We start from the raw sequence: 17,793 nt of genomic DNA on the forward strand, positions 1-17,793 counted from the left end.
GTTCCGCTGGCTGAGAGCTGGTCGAAACCCCTTCTTTAAGATTCACCGCGGGCCGAGGCCCGCTTTTTGTTTGAAGCAATATGGTAAATAAAATTGTTCTTGCCAGCGGTAATGCCGGCAAACTTCGTGAGTTTTCACAGCTGTTCGCCTCATGGGATATACAGGTTCTTCCTCAATCTGACTTTGGGGTAAGTGACGCTGATGAGACCGGATTGAGCTTTATTGAGAATGCTTTGATTAAGGCCCGCCACGCCAGCCGTATCAGTGGCCTGCCGGCATTAGCCGATGACTCCGGGCTGTCGGTGGATGCATTGAGTGGTGCGCCGGGAATTTACTCTGCACGCTACTCAGGTGTCGGGGCGACTGATGAAAAAAACAATGCGAAGTTATTGGAGGCCATGGTTGATGTTGAATCTAAGAATCGCACTGCCAGTTTCCACTGCGCGCTGGCTTTTGTGCGGCAATGGGATGACCCGGTGCCTTTGGTATCTAGTGCAAAGTGGAGCGGGACAATTTTGCGGGAGCCGGCGGGAGAGCAGGGTTTTGGTTATGACCCGCTGTTTTTTGTTGAATCTGAGGGAATGACCTCCGCTGAACTGCCGAGAGACTTGAAGAATCGACTGAGCCACAGGGCCCAGGCTATGTCTCAATTTGAGCTTTTATGGCAGCAAAATATGCAGGGTGCCGACCTTGCCTGATCAGATTGCTGAATTACAGCTGCCACCGCTGAGCCTGTATATCCATATCCCCTGGTGTGTGCGCAAATGTCCCTACTGTGATTTCAACTCCCACCAGGCTGATAGAGACCGGGCTAATTCCGACTACGCCCTACCGGAATCCGAGTACGTGGCGCAGTTGCGCCAGGATCTGATCAGCCAGTTGCCTTGGGTGCAGGGGCGAAAATTGCAATCCATCTTTTTTGGTGGTGGTACGCCGAGCCTGTTCTCCCCCCAAGCAATTGGGCAGATCCTGGAGGCTGCTGAGCAGGTGGTGGGTTTTGCTGAGGGGATCGAGATAACCCTGGAGGCCAACCCCGGCACTTTTGAGCAAGCCAAGTTCACTGGCTATCGATCTGCTGGAGTTAACCGTCTTTCTATTGGAGTGCAAAGCTTCGATTCCAATCAGCTACAGCAGTTGGGACGTATTCACAGCGGAGAAGAGGCCGAAGGTGCCCTGGCGATGGCGCGTCGCGCGGGCTTTGACAATATTAACCTCGACCTGATGCACGGATTGCCCAATCAGACCGAGGTGGAAGCCCTTGGCGATTTGCGCCGAGCAATTTCCTTGGCTCCAGAGCATATTTCTTGGTACCAATTAACGATTGAGCCAAATACCGCATTCTACAGTGCGCCACCAGTCACCCCCGGCTCCCAGCTGATTGCCAGTATGCAGGGCAGCGGACGCGAACTACTGGCGTCCGAGGGCTATCGTCGTTACGAGGTGTCGGCTTATAGCAAACCCGAACTTGAATCCCGCCATAATATTAATTACTGGTCATTTGGAGACTACCTAGGGATTGGTGCCGGTGCTCATGGCAAGGTAACCCTAGCTGAAACTGGGCAAATTCTGCGCAGTCGTCGCACACGCACTCCGAGGGACTACTTGTCTATCGCCAGGCAACATCCCGAGCTGCTGCACAGTGCCTTGTCTGAACCCCATACTGACAGGGTTGAGAATGAGGATTTGCCACTGGAGTTTCTTATGAATGCCCTTCGCCTGGCGGATGGTGTTCCCAGTGATACTTTTACCCGCTACACCGGGTTGCCGATGTCCGAGCTGCAAAAACAATGGCCTACCCTGATGGCAATGGAGCTTGTAGAGTGTCTCGATAAGCGGATTGCTGCCACGGCTTTTGGCTTTGACTATATCGATGAGATTTTGCAGCGCTTCCTGGAGCAGGCGTAAGTCTGTGGCAGGAAAGACTTGAAATCCCATTTTGCGCCCCAATTTTGAGGGCAATGGTGCATCGCAGCTGTATAACCACCGCTGTGACCGTGAGAAGATGCGTTGGCGGTGCCCACGCATCGAGTAACTAAAGAACAGGAATGCAATATGAGCGAGCACTCAATCGTCAACGTATCTGACGCTGAATTCGAAGCAGAAGTTCTCAAAGCTGAAGGCCCGGTGTTGGTAGATTTTTGGGCACAGTGGTGCGGTCCGTGCAAGATGATCGCTCCAGTGCTGGAAGACCTGGCAAGCCACTACGGCGATAAGTTGAAGATCGTAAAAGTAGACGTTGATGCGAATAAAGAGAGCCCGGCCAAATATAATGTCCGTGGTATCCCCACGCTGCTGCTGTTCAAAGGCGGCAATGTCGAAGGTACTAAAGTCGGCGCACTGTCCCGCGCGCAGCTGACTGAGTTTATCGACGGTCAGCTGTAAGACTGTCGTTTCCATCCTGCAAAGGGGGTAAATTTCTTTGCAGGATTGGAAACACCCGTTATACTGGCTGTAATTCTGAAATAGTTCAGCGGTCTTGAATTAAATGAGACGAGCTGACAAAACGCCCCTCCACAGGGTCCCTGACCATCCCCGGCGCGTATACTCCTCGAGTTGAACTTGTTCTGATAATGCTCCATAAATTGATTATGGAGAGCAAAAGTTTACTGAGTACTGTGGTCTTGGTAGGAAAAGGTACCTAGGTGTATCGGGTAAATAAACGAGCTAATCTCTAATATCAAACCCCTCCTCAAAATTTCAGGCGTGTCCGCGCCATATGACAACAGAAACATTAATAAGCAATTGGTATGAATCTCTCCGAATTAAAAACCAAACCCATTGAAGAGTTGATTGAAATAGCCAAAGGCATGGGCCTTGAAAACCTGGCCCGTTCGCGCAAACAGGATATCATTTTCAATATCCTCAAGCGCCACGCCAAAAGCGGTGAAGATATTTATGGCGACGGCGTATTAGAAATCCTTCAAGATGGTTTTGGATTTTTGCGTTCTGCTGACTCCTCTTATCTTGCGGGACCGGATGATATATATGTATCTCCAAGTCAGATTCGCCGATTTAATTTACGTACGGGTGACTCAATTTCCGGAAAGATTCGCCCACCGAAAGAAGGTGAAAGATATTTTGCCTTATTAAAAGTTAACGAAATTAATTTTGACAAACCGGAAAACGCACGTAACAAAATTCTTTTCGAAAACCTCACTCCTCTATTCCCCAACGATCGCCTCACCCTCGAGTGCGGAAACGGCTCCTCCGAAGACCTGATTGGTCGTATTATTGATCTTGTAGCTCCAATCGGGAAAGGCCAGCGCGGCTTGATTGTTGCGCCGCCGAAGGCCGGTAAAACGATTATGTTGCAAAATATGGCACAGGCCATTACGCGCAATAATCCAGAGTGCCATTTGATCGTACTGCTGATTGACGAGCGTCCTGAGGAAGTGACAGAAATGCAGCGCTCCGTGCGCGGTGAAGTTGTTGCCTCTACTTTTGATGAGCCGCCGGCACGTCACGTACAAGTTGCGGAAATGGTAATTGAAAAAGCCAAGCGCCTGGTTGAGCACAAAAAAGATGTGGTTATCTTGCTCGACTCTATCACCCGCCTGGCTCGCGCTTACAACACAACAGTTCCTAGCTCCGGTAAAGTATTAACCGGTGGTGTTGATGCTCACGCCTTAGAGCGCCCGAAGCGCTTCTTTGGGGCAGCGCGAAATATTGAAGAAGGCGGAAGTCTGTCTATTATTGCTACTGCACTTATCGATACCGGCTCGAAAATGGACGAAGTGATTTTCGAGGAATTTAAAGGTACCGGTAATATGGAATTGCAGCTGGATCGCAAAATTGCTGAAAAACGCGTATATCCGGCCATTAATGTGCGCAGATCCGGCACTCGCCGGGAAGAGCTGTTAATGCCTGAGGGCGAGCTGCAGCGAGTGTGGATTTTGCGTAAGCTGTTACACGATATGGAAGATGTTGCATCGACTGAATTCCTAGTGGATAAATTGAAAGATTTCAAGACAAATGACGAATTCTTCCTATCCATGAAACGGAAATAATTTTTGTATATAAAGTAGCGCCTAAAAAGGCGCTCTTTATTTATTAGGAGCAGAATAAGACGATTAATTGCGTCTATTACTGTTGAAAAGGCGAGCCATTAGGCATATAAAGTTCCACATTGTGGCGCTTGATATGGATTTTAGGCAACGCGCCTTACTGAATTGGCCCAGGGGTTTATTTCTCCGCAAAGGGCCAATCTCAAATGGTTAATCTGGTGGAGCTGGTTATCCATTTGTGACTGCACGACAGCCCACACACCTAGTGAGAACCTTTTGTGAATATCTATATTGGAAATCTGGCCTACGCGGTAACCTCTGACGACCTGCACGAAGCTTTTGGTGCATTCGGAGAGATCTCTCGGGCTACTGTTATCACCGACCGTGAGACTGGCCGCTCTAAAGGCTTCGGTTTCGTAGAAATGCCTAACGACGATGAAGCGCGCAAAGCTATCGAAGAGATGAACGACCAACCGCTGTCTGGCCGTAACATCCGCGTTAACGAAGCTAAGCCTCGCGAAGATCGTCCGCGTCGCCCCCGCTTCTAAGCTGTAAAAAGCTTATTATTTCCGCGGCTCGCAGCCTAGGCTTGCGAGCCGCGACTCCCTCCCGCCTCTCTCTTCATTCCAATTGGTGTGTTGTTACCCATCCTGCGCCTTCTGTTTTACACTGCGCTCTGGTTTATAGTCACGCCTTGTTAGCCCATGAAATATAAAGATCTACGCGACTTTATTAAGTTGCTGGAAAAGCGCGGCCTACTAAAACGAATCAAGCACCCTGTTGACCCCATTTTGGAAATGACAGAAATTTCCGATCGCGTATTGCGAGCTGAGGGGCCTGCATTGTTGTTTGAGAACCCGGTAGGCTTTGAGACCCCAGTTCTTGCCAATCTTTTCGGAACACCAGAGCGTGTCGCCCTGGGGATGGGAAGAGAGAGTGTTGCCGAACTGCGTGAAGTGGGAGAACTGCTGGCTTTTCTCAAGGAGCCGCAGCCACCGGAAAATCTCCGCGATGCCTGGGAGAAGTTGCCGGTCTTTAAACAGGTCCTGAATATGGGGCCAAAAGTCGTAAAGGGTGCCGCTTGTCAACAGGTAGTCCTTGAGAAGGATCAGGTTGATCTGCATCAGCTGCCAATCCAAACCTGCTGGCCGGGAGATGCCGCTCCGCTGGTCACTTGGCCCTTGGTAATTACCCGAGGGCCTGAGAAGAAACGGCAAAACCTGGGCATATACCGGATGCAATTAATCGGAAAGAACCGCCTGATTATGCGCTGGCTCAGTCATCGCGGGGGGGCTCTGGATTATCGGGACTGGTGCAAGAAGCATCCGGGTGAACCCTATCCGGTAGCTGTTGCCCTGGGCGCCGATCCCGCCACAATTCTGGGGGCCGTTACCCCAGTGCCGGATACTTTGTCTGAGTATGCCTTTGCCGGCCTGCTGCGGGGGGATAAGACAGAAGTGACCGATGCCTTACTCAGTGATCTTCAGGTGCCTGCCAGTGCCGAATATGTTCTGGAAGGCTTTATCTATCCCGATGATATGGCTGATGAGGGGCCCTATGGGGACCACACCGGTTACTACAACGAAGTGGACAGCTTCCCTGTATTTACGGTAGAGAAGATTACGCACCGTAAAAATCCCATTTACCACAGCACCTATACCGGGCGCCCACCGGACGAACCTGCGATTTTAGGAGAGGCTTTAAACGAGGTTTTTGTGCCAATCCTGCAAAAGCAATTTCCCGAAATTGTCGATTTTTATTTACCGCCGGAGGGATGCTCTTACCGTCTCGCCGTGGTCACCATGAAGAAGCAGTATGCGGGCCACGCCAAGCGGGTAATGATGGGGGTCTGGTCTTTCCTGCGTCAATTTATGTACACCAAATTTGTTATTGTCGCTGATGAAGACGTCAATGCCAGGGATTGGAAAGATGTAATCTGGGCGATGACCACACGTATGGATCCTGCGCGGGATACGGTGATGGTAGAAAATACTCCGATTGATTATTTGGATTTTGCTTCACCGGTCTCTGGTTTAGGCTCAAAAATAGGCTTTGATGCGACTAATAAATGGGAAGGTGAAACTAGTCGTGAGTGGGGTGTACCCATTGAGCGCGACTCGAATGTGGTTAAAAAGGTTGATGAAATTTGGTCTAAATTGGGCCTCGAATAAGCACGGCGACATATTCCCAGTACTCCCGTCCGAATAAGCGCCTCTGGCGGCGCTCAGTAGAGTGACCGCTTAGCGGTCACTCTTTATTTTTCTTCCTTCTTTGCATCTATAGCCTTCACTGCTGGCGTCGCAGTTAGGTACGGGCTCGACCGTGGCCCTGAATTAACTGTAAGGATTGCTTTAATGAGGAAAATTTATTTAGTGGGCCTGATATCGATAGGTATTTTCATATTCTTGCTAGTCGTACCAAGTGAGCAGAAGCAAAGTGCCGGAATTGATAATATCGAAGATTTTATTCCTGCAGTTATGCATGAGGCAGCTATACCCGGAATAGCCGTTGCCAGAATAAAAGAAGGTGAACTTGCGCTTCAACAAGTGTACGGGATGGCCGATATTGAGGCCGGCAAACCAGTTACTCAGGATACGTTATTTAATATTGCCTCGATAAGTAAGCCGATTATGGGCGTAACACTGTTGCAATTGGTCGACGATGGTAAATTGGCGTTGGATGAGGACATTAATAGCTATTTACCATTTAAGGTCGACAATCCACATATAGAAGGGGAAAAAATTACACTGAGACATCTGGCGAGTCACTCTGCAGCAATTAAAGATTATTTTGACTACACCACTTACACTGAAAATCGTGATCCCTCTATCAGTTTGGAGCAACATCTACGTTCCCTGCTGGTTAAAGGGGAAAGCCTGTACGGTAGTGGGGATTATTATCTGACAAATAACCCCGGGGAGCACAGACAATACAGTAATCTTTCTGCCGGTTTAGCTGGTTTATTGGTTGAGTCAGTAACCGGCCAGTCTCTCGCCAATTATAGCCGGGATACTTTATTCCACAGCCTGGATATGGAGACTGCCAATTGGAGACTCAATGGAGTAGATCTGAGCTCTATCGCAGTCCCCTACAAAGTAGAGCAATGTGTACCATATATCGGTCTGTGTGTAGATAGTGAAGCGGAGAAGATGAATTATTTAATTGGTCGATTTATTGATCCTCCTTTTGAGTACAAGCAATTTCATTCGTATGCACACAGTGGTAATCCGCAATATCCCGACGGTGGTGTTCGTGTAAGCATTGCTGACCTCAGCGATTTCTTGCTAGCGCTGCTTAATAATCGGGATAAAGCTGGAGCTCAGATCTTATCAGATGTTATGTATCAGGAAATGTTTCGTCTGCAATTACCGCTGTCTGTATCAGATTCGCAGCGCTTCTTTTGGCGCGATCGCAATGGCCTTACTGGGCACATGGGAACTGATCTGGGCGTATTTGTAGCTATGTATTTTGAGCCAGAAAGTAAGGATGGCTTTATTATCTTGATGAACAGAGACATGGATATTAAATCGGCCAATGCGATGAAGCGTATTGCTATTCGCCTCATGAAAATATAAAAACAACTGTAGGATGACCACTCCCGAAATTTTTATATTAAGGAAGGTCTTTCTATTTGTGTATTTTTCTAAGGTTGGATGAGAATATGATAGGGAATTTATCAAAACTAGTAATTCTATTTTTTGGGATAGTAATATTTCAGCCTGTAATTGCCAGCCAGGGTAATGGTGCAGAGGCAATTTTTGAGAAGATCAAAGGGCTAGCTGGAGAGTGGAGAGAGGAAGGGGCAAAAAATGACGATTTTGTTATTAGTTTTACTGATACAGCTGGGGGAAGTGTGGTACTGGAAAGTTGGCTCTATAACGGGCACCAACATTCCCTGACGGCCTACCACTTGGATAACGATAATTTAATAGTGACGCACTATTGCCCCCAGGGTAATCAGCCCAGGTTAAGCTGGCAAAAAAATAGTGCTGAAGATACTTTGGCATTCTCTTTCAAGGATGTAACTAATTTTACTTTGGACAGTAAGAGTCGTCTGGATAGCCTTTCTTTTACCTGGTTAGGTAACGGCAAGTTACAGCGGGAAGAGACTTACTTGAAGAACGGGGAGCAGTTACCCTCATCCCTGACCCTGGTACGTAAATAAGCTGCCAAATCGTTATTAACTGATAGTTTAGATGTATTATTTCTCAAAGCTGGAGCGAAATTCGCGCCAGCTTTTTTATTTGTGAACTTTATTGTGGTTTTGGTTTATATAAGTATGATTCGCGACTGAATTTGCATGCTGCTGCCAGTATATTGGCATGGGGTGACAGTGCAGACTGTGCCCGGGTTGTGTTTTTGCGTATGACGACATATTGCATTGAAAACAAGTGGATATCTAATTCCTGGGGTTGGGAAACGGTAGAAGTTGGACGTGAGTAAATAACTAAAATTAAATGGAGAGGTAACAAATGGAGTTAATTATTTTTGTAATTATTATGGTGGCAGTTCTTGTTCTGCCTCTGAAGTTGGCAGCTGCCATGTTGGGGGCGAAAAATACGGGTGTATTTTATTGTCTTTTCGCTTTGCTATTGGCCCTAATTATTCAAAGAATTGTTGGCGGCATGTTGCCGGGTGTGACGGATAGCGCTGGAATTTTAATGACAATTCCCCTGGCTGCTATTGCCTATATGCTGGTACTTGGAACGGGTTTTTTAAAGGCTATTCTAATTGCACTTTTACAAGGGGTAATTACTTATTTTGCCATGCTACTTTTTGTGGGCTTGCCCTGGGCTGTTTAAAAACGAAATAAATTCTCGTAGAAAGTCTGCAAGCGGCGACTTATTGAATGTTAAATCGCCATTTGCACTATCATTGATTACTAATAGTTTCCTTGCGTACAAGCTATAACTTTCTGAAAAATGGACGCTCTACACATCAGTCTCTGTGCCAATGATGTGTTTCCTAGGGACCCTCTGATCAACGAAGCATTTTTCCAGAATTAAGCTGAGCTGCTTGAAAAATTCACTTTATTACGCACAAACGCGTAATTTGCGCGTAATAGTCCACTAATTTTTCATCTGAAACCCTCAATAGGTGGATTTCAGGCGAACCACCCCTAGGCAGCCAAGTATTTTCTCCCTATTATTAAGTTGGTAAAGCCTGCCAGTAAGCACAGCCTCTCAGTATTTTTTACCAGTCCCCGATAGCGGACCTTGTCATAACCAAATACCCGTTTGATGTAGCGGAAGGGGTGCTCGACCTTCGCTCTTATCTGCGCCTTGATCTTTTCCGCTTTACGAAGTGCATCACGCCCTGGAAGAGTTTTTAGCTTGCTCGGCTTCATTGCTATATACCAATCCGCCTCCCGCTCTTTCAACTCTTCACGTTTCTCCGCACCAATGTACCCAGAGTCTCCCCAGATTCTTTTCTCCTCCCCGTGGAGAACTCGCTCTGTAGTTGTGACATCATGCGAATTCGCTGCTGTTGTATCTATGCTATGTATTACTCCGAGCACATCATCAACCCCGATATGCATTTTCATTCCAAAATGCCACTGATTGCCTTTCTTTGTTTGATGCATTTCTGGATCACGTTTTTTCTTTTTATTCTTGGTTGAAGTTGGCGCAGAGATAATAGTGGCATCTACAATCGTGCCTTCACGCAGTACCATGCCATTCTCAGCAAGATGCTTGTTGATTTCATCAAAAAGAGCTGCACCTAGCTGATTGAGCTCCAGTAAGTGGCGAAAGTTAAGAATCGTTGTTTCATCGGGAATTGGGCCGCTCAAAGTCAATCCAGCAAAACTACGCATGGATTCAATTTCATACAGTGCATCCTCCATAGCGGGATCACTGAGATTATAAAATAGCTGCATGCAATGAATACGGAGCATGACACTCAATGGATATGGCTGTCGGCCACGTTTGCCTTGTGGATAGCAAGGAGTGATCTGAGCTTCTAGTCGCTGCCATGGGATGAGGGCTTCCATTTGAGAAAGAAACTTCTCTCGGCGAGTTATACGGCGCTTTAGCTTATATTCTGCTTCGGCAAAGGTGACTTGGTGCATAATTCATCGTAGTCTTGATGGGTAGGTGAATATTACCAATATTGGCTTGGAATTATTCAGAGGTTCCCTAGATAGGGTTTCTACTGGGCAGGCTGTAGGTCCTACTTTCCAATAGGAGCCGCAAGAAATTTACTTAAAACATCAATATAAGTTGGAAAGGCTTCGAACTGGGGTAAATGTCCAACCCCCTCCATCTCAACTAATTCGGCTTTGGGGATTTCTGCTGCTGTACGCTTGCCTAATTGATCGTACCGGCCTAATTTTTCTTGTACAGCTTCAGGCGCACGGCTGCGGCCAATAGCTGTTCGATCTCGGGTACCTATAATCAGTAGGGTGGGCACCTTGATATTGGCAAACTCATAAAGTACCGGTTGAGTGAATACCATTTCGGAGGTTAGGGCATCCACGGTTGCCATATGAGCCGCATCGGATCCCAGGGTCCAGCCAGCTTGAATATCCAGTAGCGGGTTATATTCTTCGCGCCACTGCTCAGAAAAGTAGGCTTTACTCATGTAGCGTTTGATAGATTCTGGAGTTTGTTTTTTCTCGCGAGCAATCGCTTGGTCCAAAGGTTCATAAGGAACCCATCGCTTCCAGTCTTCAAGGCCTATAGGGTTTACAAGTGCTAACTTTTTGACTCGCTCCGGGTACATCAGGGTAAACCGGGTAGCTAGCATACCTCCCATAGAGTGCCCAACTACCATAACTTCTCTTATTTTCAATTTATCCAATAAAATTTTGGTATTGTTGCTAAGCCCCTGAAAAGTATATTGGGTAAGCGGTTTACTGGATTTTCCGAAACCGATCTGGTCCGGTGCTATAACTCGGTACCCTAGCTGACTGAGTTGGGAGATAGTCTCCTTCCAGTAGGCCGCCGAAAAATTCTTACCGTGTAACAGGAGTACCGTGCCTCTTGCATCTCTACCCTCTGTAGGCGGTACATCCATAAAGGCCATTGCCAGTGGTTGCCCCTGTTGTTCGAAATGAAAGTGATGAACTGGATAGGGATATTCGTAATCAGTTAAGGCTTTATCTTGAGGTGTTACTGAATATTCAGCAGATGCATGGCCGGTAAAAAACACACTGGCGGTAAAAAGTAAGGCAACTATGTAGCGCACAAAGAGGGTCACAGCCATGTCCTTATTGGTAAACGGGAGTTCACTATAGGCGCAATTGGGGAGTGGCTGAAAGGCCCGTCGGCCTTTCAGGGGGGATGACTCAGGCGTGTGCGCCTAGTAGGGGAGTGCCCTGGCTGGGCATAGGCAACTGGGGCAAGTCCTTGACTGCTTGTAGCAAACCTTCCTCATAGAGTTTTGCTGCTTTGTCTTTTTCCCCAAGGGATTGAAATAGGCGAGCCAGTTCAGCGGAAGTAGCGGGATCTTGGCGCAACAACAGGCTTTTCTCGAAATACTGCTGCGCTTTGCCCCAAAGTTCATTGCACATTGAGAGGCGTCCGAGACAGGTTAGCAGTGCGGCACTCTCCCCATACTCTTTCAGCCAACCTTCAGCTGCTGATATTTGTGCCGCAGGGGCGGCCCCCACCAGGCAGCCGTAGAGTTCGGCAAGCTTGGGGTCCCAAGCTCGATTGAGTAGCCAGCGCAAATGCTTCTCTGCCTCTGTGTCTTCGCCAATCCGATGCAGTTGCTGTGCGTAGAGACTGCGCAGGGCTTCATTGCGTTGCCAGCGGCCACTCAGGCTTTGCCAGGTATCGTGTAATTTATCGATATCTTTGCGATTAGCTGCTTCGGTCAGCTGATGTTGATACACCTCGAGTTCAAGCTGGTGCAGCTCAGCTTCGGGCATGTTCGCATGTCTCTCCAATTCGGGCAGTAATGCGCGAAGACGGCTCCAGTCACCCAGAAGGTAATAAGCCTGCTTGAGAAGTTGTAACAGGGCAGGATGTTTCGGCTCGAGCTGCTTGGCGCGCTCCAGGCTGGCAATACACTGCTCGTAATGTTTATCCAGGAGCTGCATACGAGCTTGGCTTAGGGCTACAGCCAGGCGGGTATCTTCACCACAGGCCTCCGCTTTGGCGAGTAATTCATTGGCCTCCTCACGAAAGCCCAGCTCAAAGGCGCTGCGCGCTGCCGCCAAATAATTGATCAGCGGGGCTTCAGATCGAGGGGCGCTCTTCAGCAGCTGACGACGCGCCCGGGACCAGTTGCCCTCCATAAATTCCACCAAGCCGCTGGTCAGGCGTCGGCGTGCTACACGCTGGCGACCAAATCTCAGCCGGTCGACACTACCTCGGAATCCGCGAAAGATACTGCGAGCCAGCCAAATGGCAAAGAAGAGGATAATTAGAGCTGCTGCCAGCGAGAAAATTGCGAACCAGAGGTTCATCTCGTAGCCTTTATTCAGCTCACCGCCAATACCGATTACCAGGTAGCCGGGATAATTGTTAATAGCCTCCGGTAGAAAAGCGCCGAGCAGCAGTAGTACCAGAGCGGTGAAGAACAGTTTTTTCACTGGTTCTCCTCCTGTTGCGAGGCAGTTGGTGTGGCGGTGCCGGATGTTTTGTGTAAGCGCTCAATATAATTGCGCAGGGCAAGCTGGGAGGCGCTGAGGTCAGGCATTTCGACCTGGATACGCTGTTTGCTAAGTTCCGTTAGATGTTGGGCCAGCGCATCGCGCTGCGGACTGGCAGTGCCATAACTGAGTAGTAGCGACCGCGCACTGTCCAGAGCGTCCCTGTAAACCGTGGTATCGCCGCGAAGCAATGCCAGTTGAGCCTGCTCCATATAAAGGCGCAGAGTCTGGCGAAAGCGAGCTTCACTCTGTGGGGACAGCATTACCGGGTTGATGTCTCCATCAATGGGGCGCACCGATTCGCGCATAAAGCGGGTGAAGTTGTGCCACTCCCGCTTCCACAGGGGGGCACTCTCCTCAATGCTGGGCTGCTCTTCACTGGGTTGTTCTGCCGAAGCCATATCGAATTGTGGTTGGATATTTGTGCGGATTAGCTGTTCTTCCAAGGCGCTGAGACGGAGGTATAAACCCTGGCGATCGATGTTTTGGACCAGCTTCAGTGAGGTGATATCACGGGCAAGCTGTTGGCGGACTCCGTATAGATCCGGTAAGTCCACATCGCGCAATATCTCGTCCACGCGCTCGACCAGTCCCAGCGCAGCGCGACTATCGTCTTCGAGAAGCAGGCGCTGGTTGGCTAGACGCAACAGGTAATCTGCCTCAGCCAATTGCCAATCGTCGCGGCTTACATTTCCCAGCTGACCCAAGCGGTTTCCCTGTGCGGTGACACTGCGCTGCATGGAAGCCAGTTGCTGCTGCAGTTGGGCGATAGTGCGATTTTGTCGCTCCAGTTGATTGCGCAAATTGGCATCGGCCTGCTCCAGCTGATTGAACTCCCCGGAATAATCGGGGGTTTGGGGTTCAGTTGGGGCAGGGGTAGCAGCTGGGGTTTCCGAAGTGGTATTGGAGGTCGGCGCTTGGGTGGTGTTTTCAGCGGCAACCGGCACTTCCGTTGCAGGGGGAATAGTGGTGGTGCTCTCCGGGGCTGCCGTTTTCCCGGGTAGATAGTTGAGGTAAGCGCCAAGGTGTTCGCGCAGCTGTGGAGAGTTGAACCAAGCCAGTGAGGCCACAGTAATCAAAATGATGATGAACAGTAGCCACCACCACAGCCCATTGGATTTACTGGCCGCAGCACCGCCGCTGGCTTTACCCGTAGAGGCTTTTTCCTCTGAGGCTTTGGCGAAATTACTTTTGCCTTTTACAGGCTTTGTGTTTTCCGGGGGCTCATTGGTTGCGGCTACATTTTGATCTTTTTTATCGGTCATGGGTATGGCGGCGCAGGTGGAAAATGTCGTCAGATTATAACGAGTGGCGCGAGCCTTAATAGCGGGCTAAACGCCGTTTTAAGATTTTTAGCGTAAAGCGATCGAGAATTCGATTGCAAATCAGCCGAGGGCTTTACGCAGTGTTTCCAGCATAGCGTTATCGCCGGCATTTAGCGCGCTATAGCAACGGGCAAAACCAAGCTCATTTGCCCGATTGGCAACTCGTATACTCGGGCAGATAAGAGCGGTTTCAAAGAGTGTATTGCGGTTTATCTGGCGGATACAGGTAACCAGGTTATCGAGTGTTTCACCGCTGTGCACACTGATAATATCGGGTTGGAATTTATACTCAGCCAGGGAGGTTGCAGCCTCCGGTGGCAGCACTCTCCGATAGAGTTCGCAATAAGTTACTCGCGCACCCCTATCACTCAAGGTGTCGCCGATAAGAGGGCGGCCACCGGAGCCGCGAAAAATAAGAACTCTTTTCCCGTCCAACTGCTGTAACCAGGGTAGGCGCAGCAACTCCTCGGAGTTCATCGTATTGCCGCTTTGCTCGCAGGGTATACCGCGCTTTTCCAGGGCGCTAGCGGTTGCCGCGCCGATCGCCAAAAAGCGAGGTCCTTGGGGTAGTTGTGGCCAGTAGTCTTCAAGCCAGTCTACGCCGTAGCGCACGGCGTTCTGGGAAACAAAGATTGCGACATCCGTTTGATCAAAATCGAGGATTGAGTTTTTTATGGCCTGTATGGCAGCTTGATCCTCAATTGGCTCTATGCCGAGCATGGGGATGTTATCTACCTGGGCCCCCAGGCCGCGCAGTAGCGCACACCAGTTATCAGCCTGCTGCGTTGGCCGTGTACTGAGAATACGTTTGCCCTGCAGCAGGTCGTGGGTGAGATTGCCCATATCAGATAGCGGCGAGGATTTTATCGGCACCATCGGCCAGTAACTGTTCCGCGAGTTCAGTACCCAGTCGCTCTCCCTCAGCGGCAGGGCCACGATTGTCGGCATGTATTATGGTTTTGCCATCGGGACTGCCAACGAGTCCGCGCAACCACAGGGTGTCACCATCCAGCTCGGCGTAGCAGCCGATAGGCACTTGGCAGCCGCCGTTGAGGCGCTTAACCAGGGCGCGCTCCGCACTGAGTCGGGCTGCGGTTTCCGGACAGTGGAGCGGTTGGATCAAGGCTTCCAGTTCGCTATCGCGGCGCGACTCGATACCCACTGCGCCCTGTCCACCAGCGGGGAGCAGGATGTCTGTTGCCAGGAGGCTGCGGATGCGTTCCGACATTTCAAGTCGCAGCAGTCCGGCCGCAGCGAGGATGATAGCGTCGTAATCGCCGGCATCCAGTTTGGCCAGTCGAGTATTCACATTGCCCCGTAAAAAGGTGACTTTGAGGTCCGGGCGACGGGCAAGTAATTGGCATTGTCGGCGCAGGCTGGAAGTGCCGACTACTGCTCCCTCGGGCAGGTCATCAAGGCTGTCATAAATATTACTGACAAAGGCATCGCGGGGGTCTTCACGCTCGCAAATAATCGGCAGGTGAAGTCCTTCGGGGAATTCCATGGGGACATCTTTCATCGAGTGAACTGCGATGTCCGCACGGCCTTCGAGCATCGCCACTTCCAGTTCTTTAACGAACAGGCCTTTGCCGCCCACTTTGGTTAGTGGGATGTCCAAAACCTGGTCACCCCGGCTGGTGAGGGGCAGTAACTCGATAAGAAGTTTCGGGTGCGCCTGTTGCAGGCGGTCTTTGACATAGTTGGCCTGCCACAGGGCCAAAGCACTCTGTCGGGTGGCAATGCGAATACGATCTATAGACATGCGGCTCAATCACTTATTGGTTGAAGCGGCCATTCTAACAGAGTCGCAATGCAGTGAGGCTCTCTGTAGCTGAGGGGCTAGCCCCTGGTGCGCAGCCAGTCTTCGAGAATTATCCGTGCGGCTATTGAGTCCACTGGGTCTTGTGCGTAGTTGCCACGATGTCCGCGTTCGTTGGCCTCTTCCTTGGCGGCTCGAGTGCTTAAACGCTCGTCGATCAGCTCTACCGGTAGTCCATAGCGACCGTGCAGGCGCTGGCTGAATTTTCGCGCACGCACGCCAAATTCACTTTCGCTGCCATCCATATTGAGGGGGAGGCCAACCAGTAAAAGGTGGGGCTGCCACTCTTTGATCAGGCCTTCGACGGAGTCCCAATTGGGCTTGCCATCTTTGGCGGGTAGTGGGGCCAGTTCCCGTGCTCCACCGGTAAGGCTCTGGCCGTAAGCTACGCCAATAGAGCGGGTTCCAAAGTCAAAAGCTAGCGCTGTGACGGGTTTATTCATAGGGGTCAGTAATTTTTCTGTTAGGCATGCCCAGCTTGGGAGCCGAGGCCGGAAAGATCGATGCCGTGGCGGGCGGCGGCGCTTTGCCAGCGTTTTTCGACCGGTGTGGCGAATAGGGTTTCGGGCTCTGCCGGCAGTGTCAGCCAGGCGTTTTCTGTCAGCTCCTGCTCCAACTGACCGGGCCCCCAGCCCGCGTAGCCGAGGGCGAGTAGTACATCGTCAGGGCCGCGCCCTGCGGCGAGGGATTCGAGGATGTCCTTGGAGGCAGTCAGGCTGATATCTGAATTGATTTCGGTGGTAGAGTCGAAGTGCATGCCGGTGCCGTGCAGTACAAACCCCTGCTCTGGTGACATGGGACCGCCCAGTAGAACTGGTTCGTCACCGCGCAAGCTGAGATCCTCCAGAGACAGCTGCTCGAATACCTCGTGCCAGTGCACTTTACTGGGCATATTGATAACTATGCCCATGGCACCGTCGCTATTGTGCTCAACAATCAGTGCGATAGCGTGTTTGAAGCGCGGGTCCTCCATACCGGGCATGGCCAGAAGGAACTGGCCGCGCAGGTTTCCGTGAGTCAGGTCGCTATCGATATTCGAATTAGGCATAGATCAGTAATAAACCGCCAGTTGAAAGCCCATTTTAGCCTCGGCTGGGCAGATCCCCCGCAGAAGTAGTAAGTCCCCCGGTTCTTTCGAATTGCCAGGTACGGATAATTTCCAGTCGATCAACCTCGTTCTTGATCTCTACTGGGAAGGGAGCGAAGGGAGCAGCCAGACGCACAATTTGTTGGGCCGCATCATCGAGAATGCGCTCCCCGGAGGATTGAAGAATAACAACCTTCTCGACGGCTCCGGTGGGAAGCAACCGCACCATCATGCGTAACTCGCCACTAATTTGTTTTTCCAAGGCCTCTTCGGGAAAGTTATCACTGCCAACAGCTTCTATCTTCTGGCGCCATTCATGTAAATAAGCGGCATCGGCTGAGGCTCTGGTAGCTACAGATGTCAATCTGCGTACTCGGGGGCGCTCGGCAATAGTTTGGCGAATTTTATCGAGACGCGCTTCTAGGCTAGCTATTTTAGGGTTGCTCAATGGCAGGTCATTGGGTGCGTCGCCGCGCTTTTCCTCGGATAACTTATCTTCTGCCGAAAGTTCAGGAGCCTGAATCGGGCTCTCACCAACTGTGGTAATTAACAGGCGGCGTTGTTCTGCTGGCCGCGCAGATTGTTGTTGTGGCAAAGGCGTCACGCGATGAATTTGCGTATCGGCAAACTCGGCACGGCGCTTAGTGGATAACTCTTTCCGAGAGTCTGCGGTACCACTGGCTAATTGGTTATGCTGTGCCAAGTAGTCAGCATCCTCTGGGGCCTGAGCGGAATTTTGCAAAGAAAGTGTGACTTCAAGTGTCGGTGGCGCCTGTGCACCTTTCGGAGCAGCAAAAGCCACTCCGAAAACAATTAGCGCATGTAACGCGGCGGCTAGAAATAATGAGAACACAAAGCGTTCACGCTGCATTGCATGAAACTGTGTCGCGTTGGCAGAGGAATTCATTATCTATTATCAACTACTACTTATTCGGGCGTGCGTTTCACACAGCCTTGTT

At 50.2% G+C, this 17,793-nt stretch carries 18 protein-coding genes; 9 read left to right on the forward strand and 9 right to left on the reverse strand.

What is annotated here, in order from left to right; translation table 11 throughout:
* Nucleotides 1-80: 80 nt before the first annotated feature.
* The 9 genes from rdgB to ACJJIY_RS06355 all read left to right on the forward strand — a co-directional run bounded on the left by rdgB (nucleotide 81) and on the right by ACJJIY_RS06355 (nucleotide 8,806).
* Nucleotides 81-698 carry an RdgB/HAM1 family non-canonical purine NTP pyrophosphatase gene (gene rdgB / locus ACJJIY_RS06315; RefSeq protein WP_444895467.1) on the forward strand — a complete coding sequence of 206 codons (618 nt, stop codon included), beginning with the start codon at nucleotides 81-83 and terminating at the stop codon, nucleotides 696-698.
* Nucleotides 691-1,905 carry a radical SAM family heme chaperone HemW gene (gene hemW / locus ACJJIY_RS06320; RefSeq protein WP_444895466.1) on the forward strand — a complete coding sequence of 405 codons (1,215 nt, stop codon included), beginning with the start codon at nucleotides 691-693 and terminating at the stop codon, nucleotides 1,903-1,905. The genes rdgB and hemW overlap by 8 nt, the downstream gene beginning before the upstream one ends.
* A 147-nt stretch (nucleotides 1,906-2,052) precedes the next feature.
* Nucleotides 2,053-2,382 carry a thioredoxin TrxA gene (trxA, locus tag ACJJIY_RS06325; protein WP_444895465.1) on the forward strand — a complete coding sequence of 110 codons (330 nt, stop codon included), beginning with the start codon at nucleotides 2,053-2,055 and terminating at the stop codon, nucleotides 2,380-2,382.
* A gap of 365 nt (nucleotides 2,383-2,747) precedes the next feature.
* Nucleotides 2,748-4,007: a transcription termination factor Rho gene (gene rho / locus ACJJIY_RS06330; RefSeq protein ID WP_108731406.1), complete on the forward strand. Its 1,260-nt coding sequence runs from the start codon at nucleotides 2,748-2,750 to the stop codon at nucleotides 4,005-4,007.
* Between the two features lie 275 nt (nucleotides 4,008-4,282).
* Nucleotides 4,283-4,552, forward strand: a complete 270-nt coding sequence (rbp, locus tag ACJJIY_RS06335; RefSeq protein WP_020413665.1) for an RNA-binding regulator — start codon at nucleotides 4,283-4,285, stop codon at nucleotides 4,550-4,552.
* Between the two features lie 156 nt (nucleotides 4,553-4,708).
* Nucleotides 4,709-6,175, forward strand: a complete 1,467-nt coding sequence (gene ubiD / locus ACJJIY_RS06340) for a 4-hydroxy-3-polyprenylbenzoate decarboxylase (RefSeq protein WP_445359302.1) — start codon at nucleotides 4,709-4,711, stop codon at nucleotides 6,173-6,175.
* 183 nt (nucleotides 6,176-6,358) lie between these two features.
* Nucleotides 6,359-7,579: a serine hydrolase domain-containing protein gene (locus ACJJIY_RS06345; RefSeq protein WP_445355248.1), complete on the forward strand. Its 1,221-nt coding sequence runs from the start codon at nucleotides 6,359-6,361 to the stop codon at nucleotides 7,577-7,579.
* An 86-nt stretch (nucleotides 7,580-7,665) separates the two neighbouring features.
* The gene (locus ACJJIY_RS06350) at nucleotides 7,666-8,169 is read left to right on the forward strand and encodes a hypothetical protein (RefSeq protein WP_445359303.1); all 504 of its coding nucleotides are present in this window, start codon (nucleotides 7,666-7,668) and stop codon (nucleotides 8,167-8,169) included.
* A 307-nt stretch (nucleotides 8,170-8,476) separates the two neighbouring features.
* Nucleotides 8,477-8,806 carry a hypothetical protein gene (locus ACJJIY_RS06355; RefSeq protein ID WP_413664065.1) on the forward strand — a complete coding sequence of 110 codons (330 nt, stop codon included), beginning with the start codon at nucleotides 8,477-8,479 and terminating at the stop codon, nucleotides 8,804-8,806.
* A 317-nt stretch (nucleotides 8,807-9,123) separates the two neighbouring features.
* On the opposite strand, the gene ACJJIY_RS06360 is transcribed toward ACJJIY_RS06355, so the two are convergent.
* The 9 genes from ACJJIY_RS06360 to ACJJIY_RS06400 all read right to left on the reverse strand — a co-directional run bounded on the left by ACJJIY_RS06360 (nucleotide 9,124) and on the right by ACJJIY_RS06400 (nucleotide 17,741).
* Nucleotides 9,124-10,074, reverse strand: a complete 951-nt coding sequence (locus ACJJIY_RS06360; protein ID WP_444895065.1) for an IS5 family transposase — start codon at nucleotides 10,072-10,074, stop codon at nucleotides 9,124-9,126.
* A gap of 101 nt (nucleotides 10,075-10,175) precedes the next feature.
* Nucleotides 10,176-11,204: an alpha/beta fold hydrolase gene (locus ACJJIY_RS06365; protein WP_445359304.1), complete on the reverse strand. Its 1,029-nt coding sequence runs from the start codon at nucleotides 11,202-11,204 to the stop codon at nucleotides 10,176-10,178.
* A gap of 88 nt (nucleotides 11,205-11,292) precedes the next feature.
* Nucleotides 11,293-12,543, reverse strand: coding sequence for a heme biosynthesis HemY N-terminal domain-containing protein (locus ACJJIY_RS06370; RefSeq protein ID WP_445359305.1), 1,251 nt, complete (start codon nucleotides 12,541-12,543; stop codon nucleotides 11,293-11,295).
* Complete coding sequence (locus ACJJIY_RS06375; RefSeq protein ID WP_445359306.1) at nucleotides 12,540-13,868, reverse strand: uroporphyrinogen-III C-methyltransferase; 1,329 nt, start codon at nucleotides 13,866-13,868, stop codon at nucleotides 12,540-12,542. Before ACJJIY_RS06375 ends, ACJJIY_RS06370 begins: the two co-directional genes overlap by 4 nt.
* Before the next feature lie 120 nt (nucleotides 13,869-13,988).
* Nucleotides 13,989-14,804, reverse strand: coding sequence for a uroporphyrinogen-III synthase (locus ACJJIY_RS06380; protein WP_445359307.1), 816 nt, complete (start codon nucleotides 14,802-14,804; stop codon nucleotides 13,989-13,991).
* Complete coding sequence (gene hemC, locus ACJJIY_RS06385) at nucleotides 14,773-15,690, reverse strand: hydroxymethylbilane synthase (RefSeq protein ID WP_445359308.1); 918 nt, start codon at nucleotides 15,688-15,690, stop codon at nucleotides 14,773-14,775. The genes ACJJIY_RS06380 and hemC overlap by 32 nt, the downstream gene beginning before the upstream one ends.
* A 77-nt stretch (nucleotides 15,691-15,767) precedes the next feature.
* Nucleotides 15,768-16,190: a Holliday junction resolvase RuvX gene (gene ruvX, locus ACJJIY_RS06390; protein WP_413664071.1), complete on the reverse strand. Its 423-nt coding sequence runs from the start codon at nucleotides 16,188-16,190 to the stop codon at nucleotides 15,768-15,770.
* 20 nt (nucleotides 16,191-16,210) lie between these two features.
* A complete protein-coding gene (locus ACJJIY_RS06395) occupies nucleotides 16,211-16,795 on the reverse strand; it encodes a YqgE/AlgH family protein (protein WP_282930307.1) in 585 nt (194 codons plus the stop codon).
* 34 nt (nucleotides 16,796-16,829) lie between these two features.
* Nucleotides 16,830-17,741 carry an energy transducer TonB gene (locus tag ACJJIY_RS06400; protein ID WP_444940225.1) on the reverse strand — a complete coding sequence of 304 codons (912 nt, stop codon included), beginning with the start codon at nucleotides 17,739-17,741 and terminating at the stop codon, nucleotides 16,830-16,832.
* Nucleotides 17,742-17,793 lie beyond the last annotated feature (52 nt).

It is taken from the genome of Microbulbifer maximicatervae (SeqCode), assembly GCF_052468155.1.

Excerpts from the sequence above, each read along its gene's own strand:
- rdgB (WP_444895467.1), top strand. The coding sequence starts at position 81 with ATGGTAAATAAAATTGTTCTTGCCAGCGGTAATGCCGGCAAACTTCGT.
- trxA (WP_444895465.1), top strand. The coding sequence starts at position 2,053 with ATGAGCGAGCACTCAATCGTCAACGTATCTGACGCTGAATTCGAAGCA.
- rho (WP_108731406.1), top strand. The coding sequence starts at position 2,748 with ATGAATCTCTCCGAATTAAAAACCAAACCCATTGAAGAGTTGATTGAA.
- ubiD (WP_445359302.1), top strand. The coding sequence starts at position 4,709 with ATGAAATATAAAGATCTACGCGACTTTATTAAGTTGCTGGAAAAGCGC.
- ACJJIY_RS06345 (WP_445355248.1), top strand. The coding sequence starts at position 6,359 with ATGAGGAAAATTTATTTAGTGGGCCTGATATCGATAGGTATTTTCATA.
- ACJJIY_RS06350 (WP_445359303.1), top strand. The coding sequence starts at position 7,666 with ATGATAGGGAATTTATCAAAACTAGTAATTCTATTTTTTGGGATAGTA.
- ACJJIY_RS06355 (WP_413664065.1), top strand. The coding sequence starts at position 8,477 with ATGGAGTTAATTATTTTTGTAATTATTATGGTGGCAGTTCTTGTTCTG.
- ACJJIY_RS06360 (WP_444895065.1), bottom strand. The coding sequence starts at position 10,074 with ATGCACCAAGTCACCTTTGCCGAAGCAGAATATAAGCTAAAGCGCCGT.
- ACJJIY_RS06375 (WP_445359306.1), bottom strand. The coding sequence starts at position 13,868 with ATGACCGATAAAAAAGATCAAAATGTAGCCGCAACCAATGAGCCCCCG.
- ACJJIY_RS06380 (WP_445359307.1), bottom strand. The coding sequence starts at position 14,804 with ATGGTGCCGATAAAATCCTCGCCGCTATCTGATATGGGCAATCTCACC.
- hemC (WP_445359308.1), bottom strand. The coding sequence starts at position 15,690 with ATGTCTATAGATCGTATTCGCATTGCCACCCGACAGAGTGCTTTGGCC.
- ruvX (WP_413664071.1), bottom strand. The coding sequence starts at position 16,190 with ATGAATAAACCCGTCACAGCGCTAGCTTTTGACTTTGGAACCCGCTCT.
- ACJJIY_RS06395 (WP_282930307.1), bottom strand. The coding sequence starts at position 16,795 with ATGCCTAATTCGAATATCGATAGCGACCTGACTCACGGAAACCTGCGC.
- ACJJIY_RS06400 (WP_444940225.1), bottom strand. The coding sequence starts at position 17,741 with ATGAATTCCTCTGCCAACGCGACACAGTTTCATGCAATGCAGCGTGAA.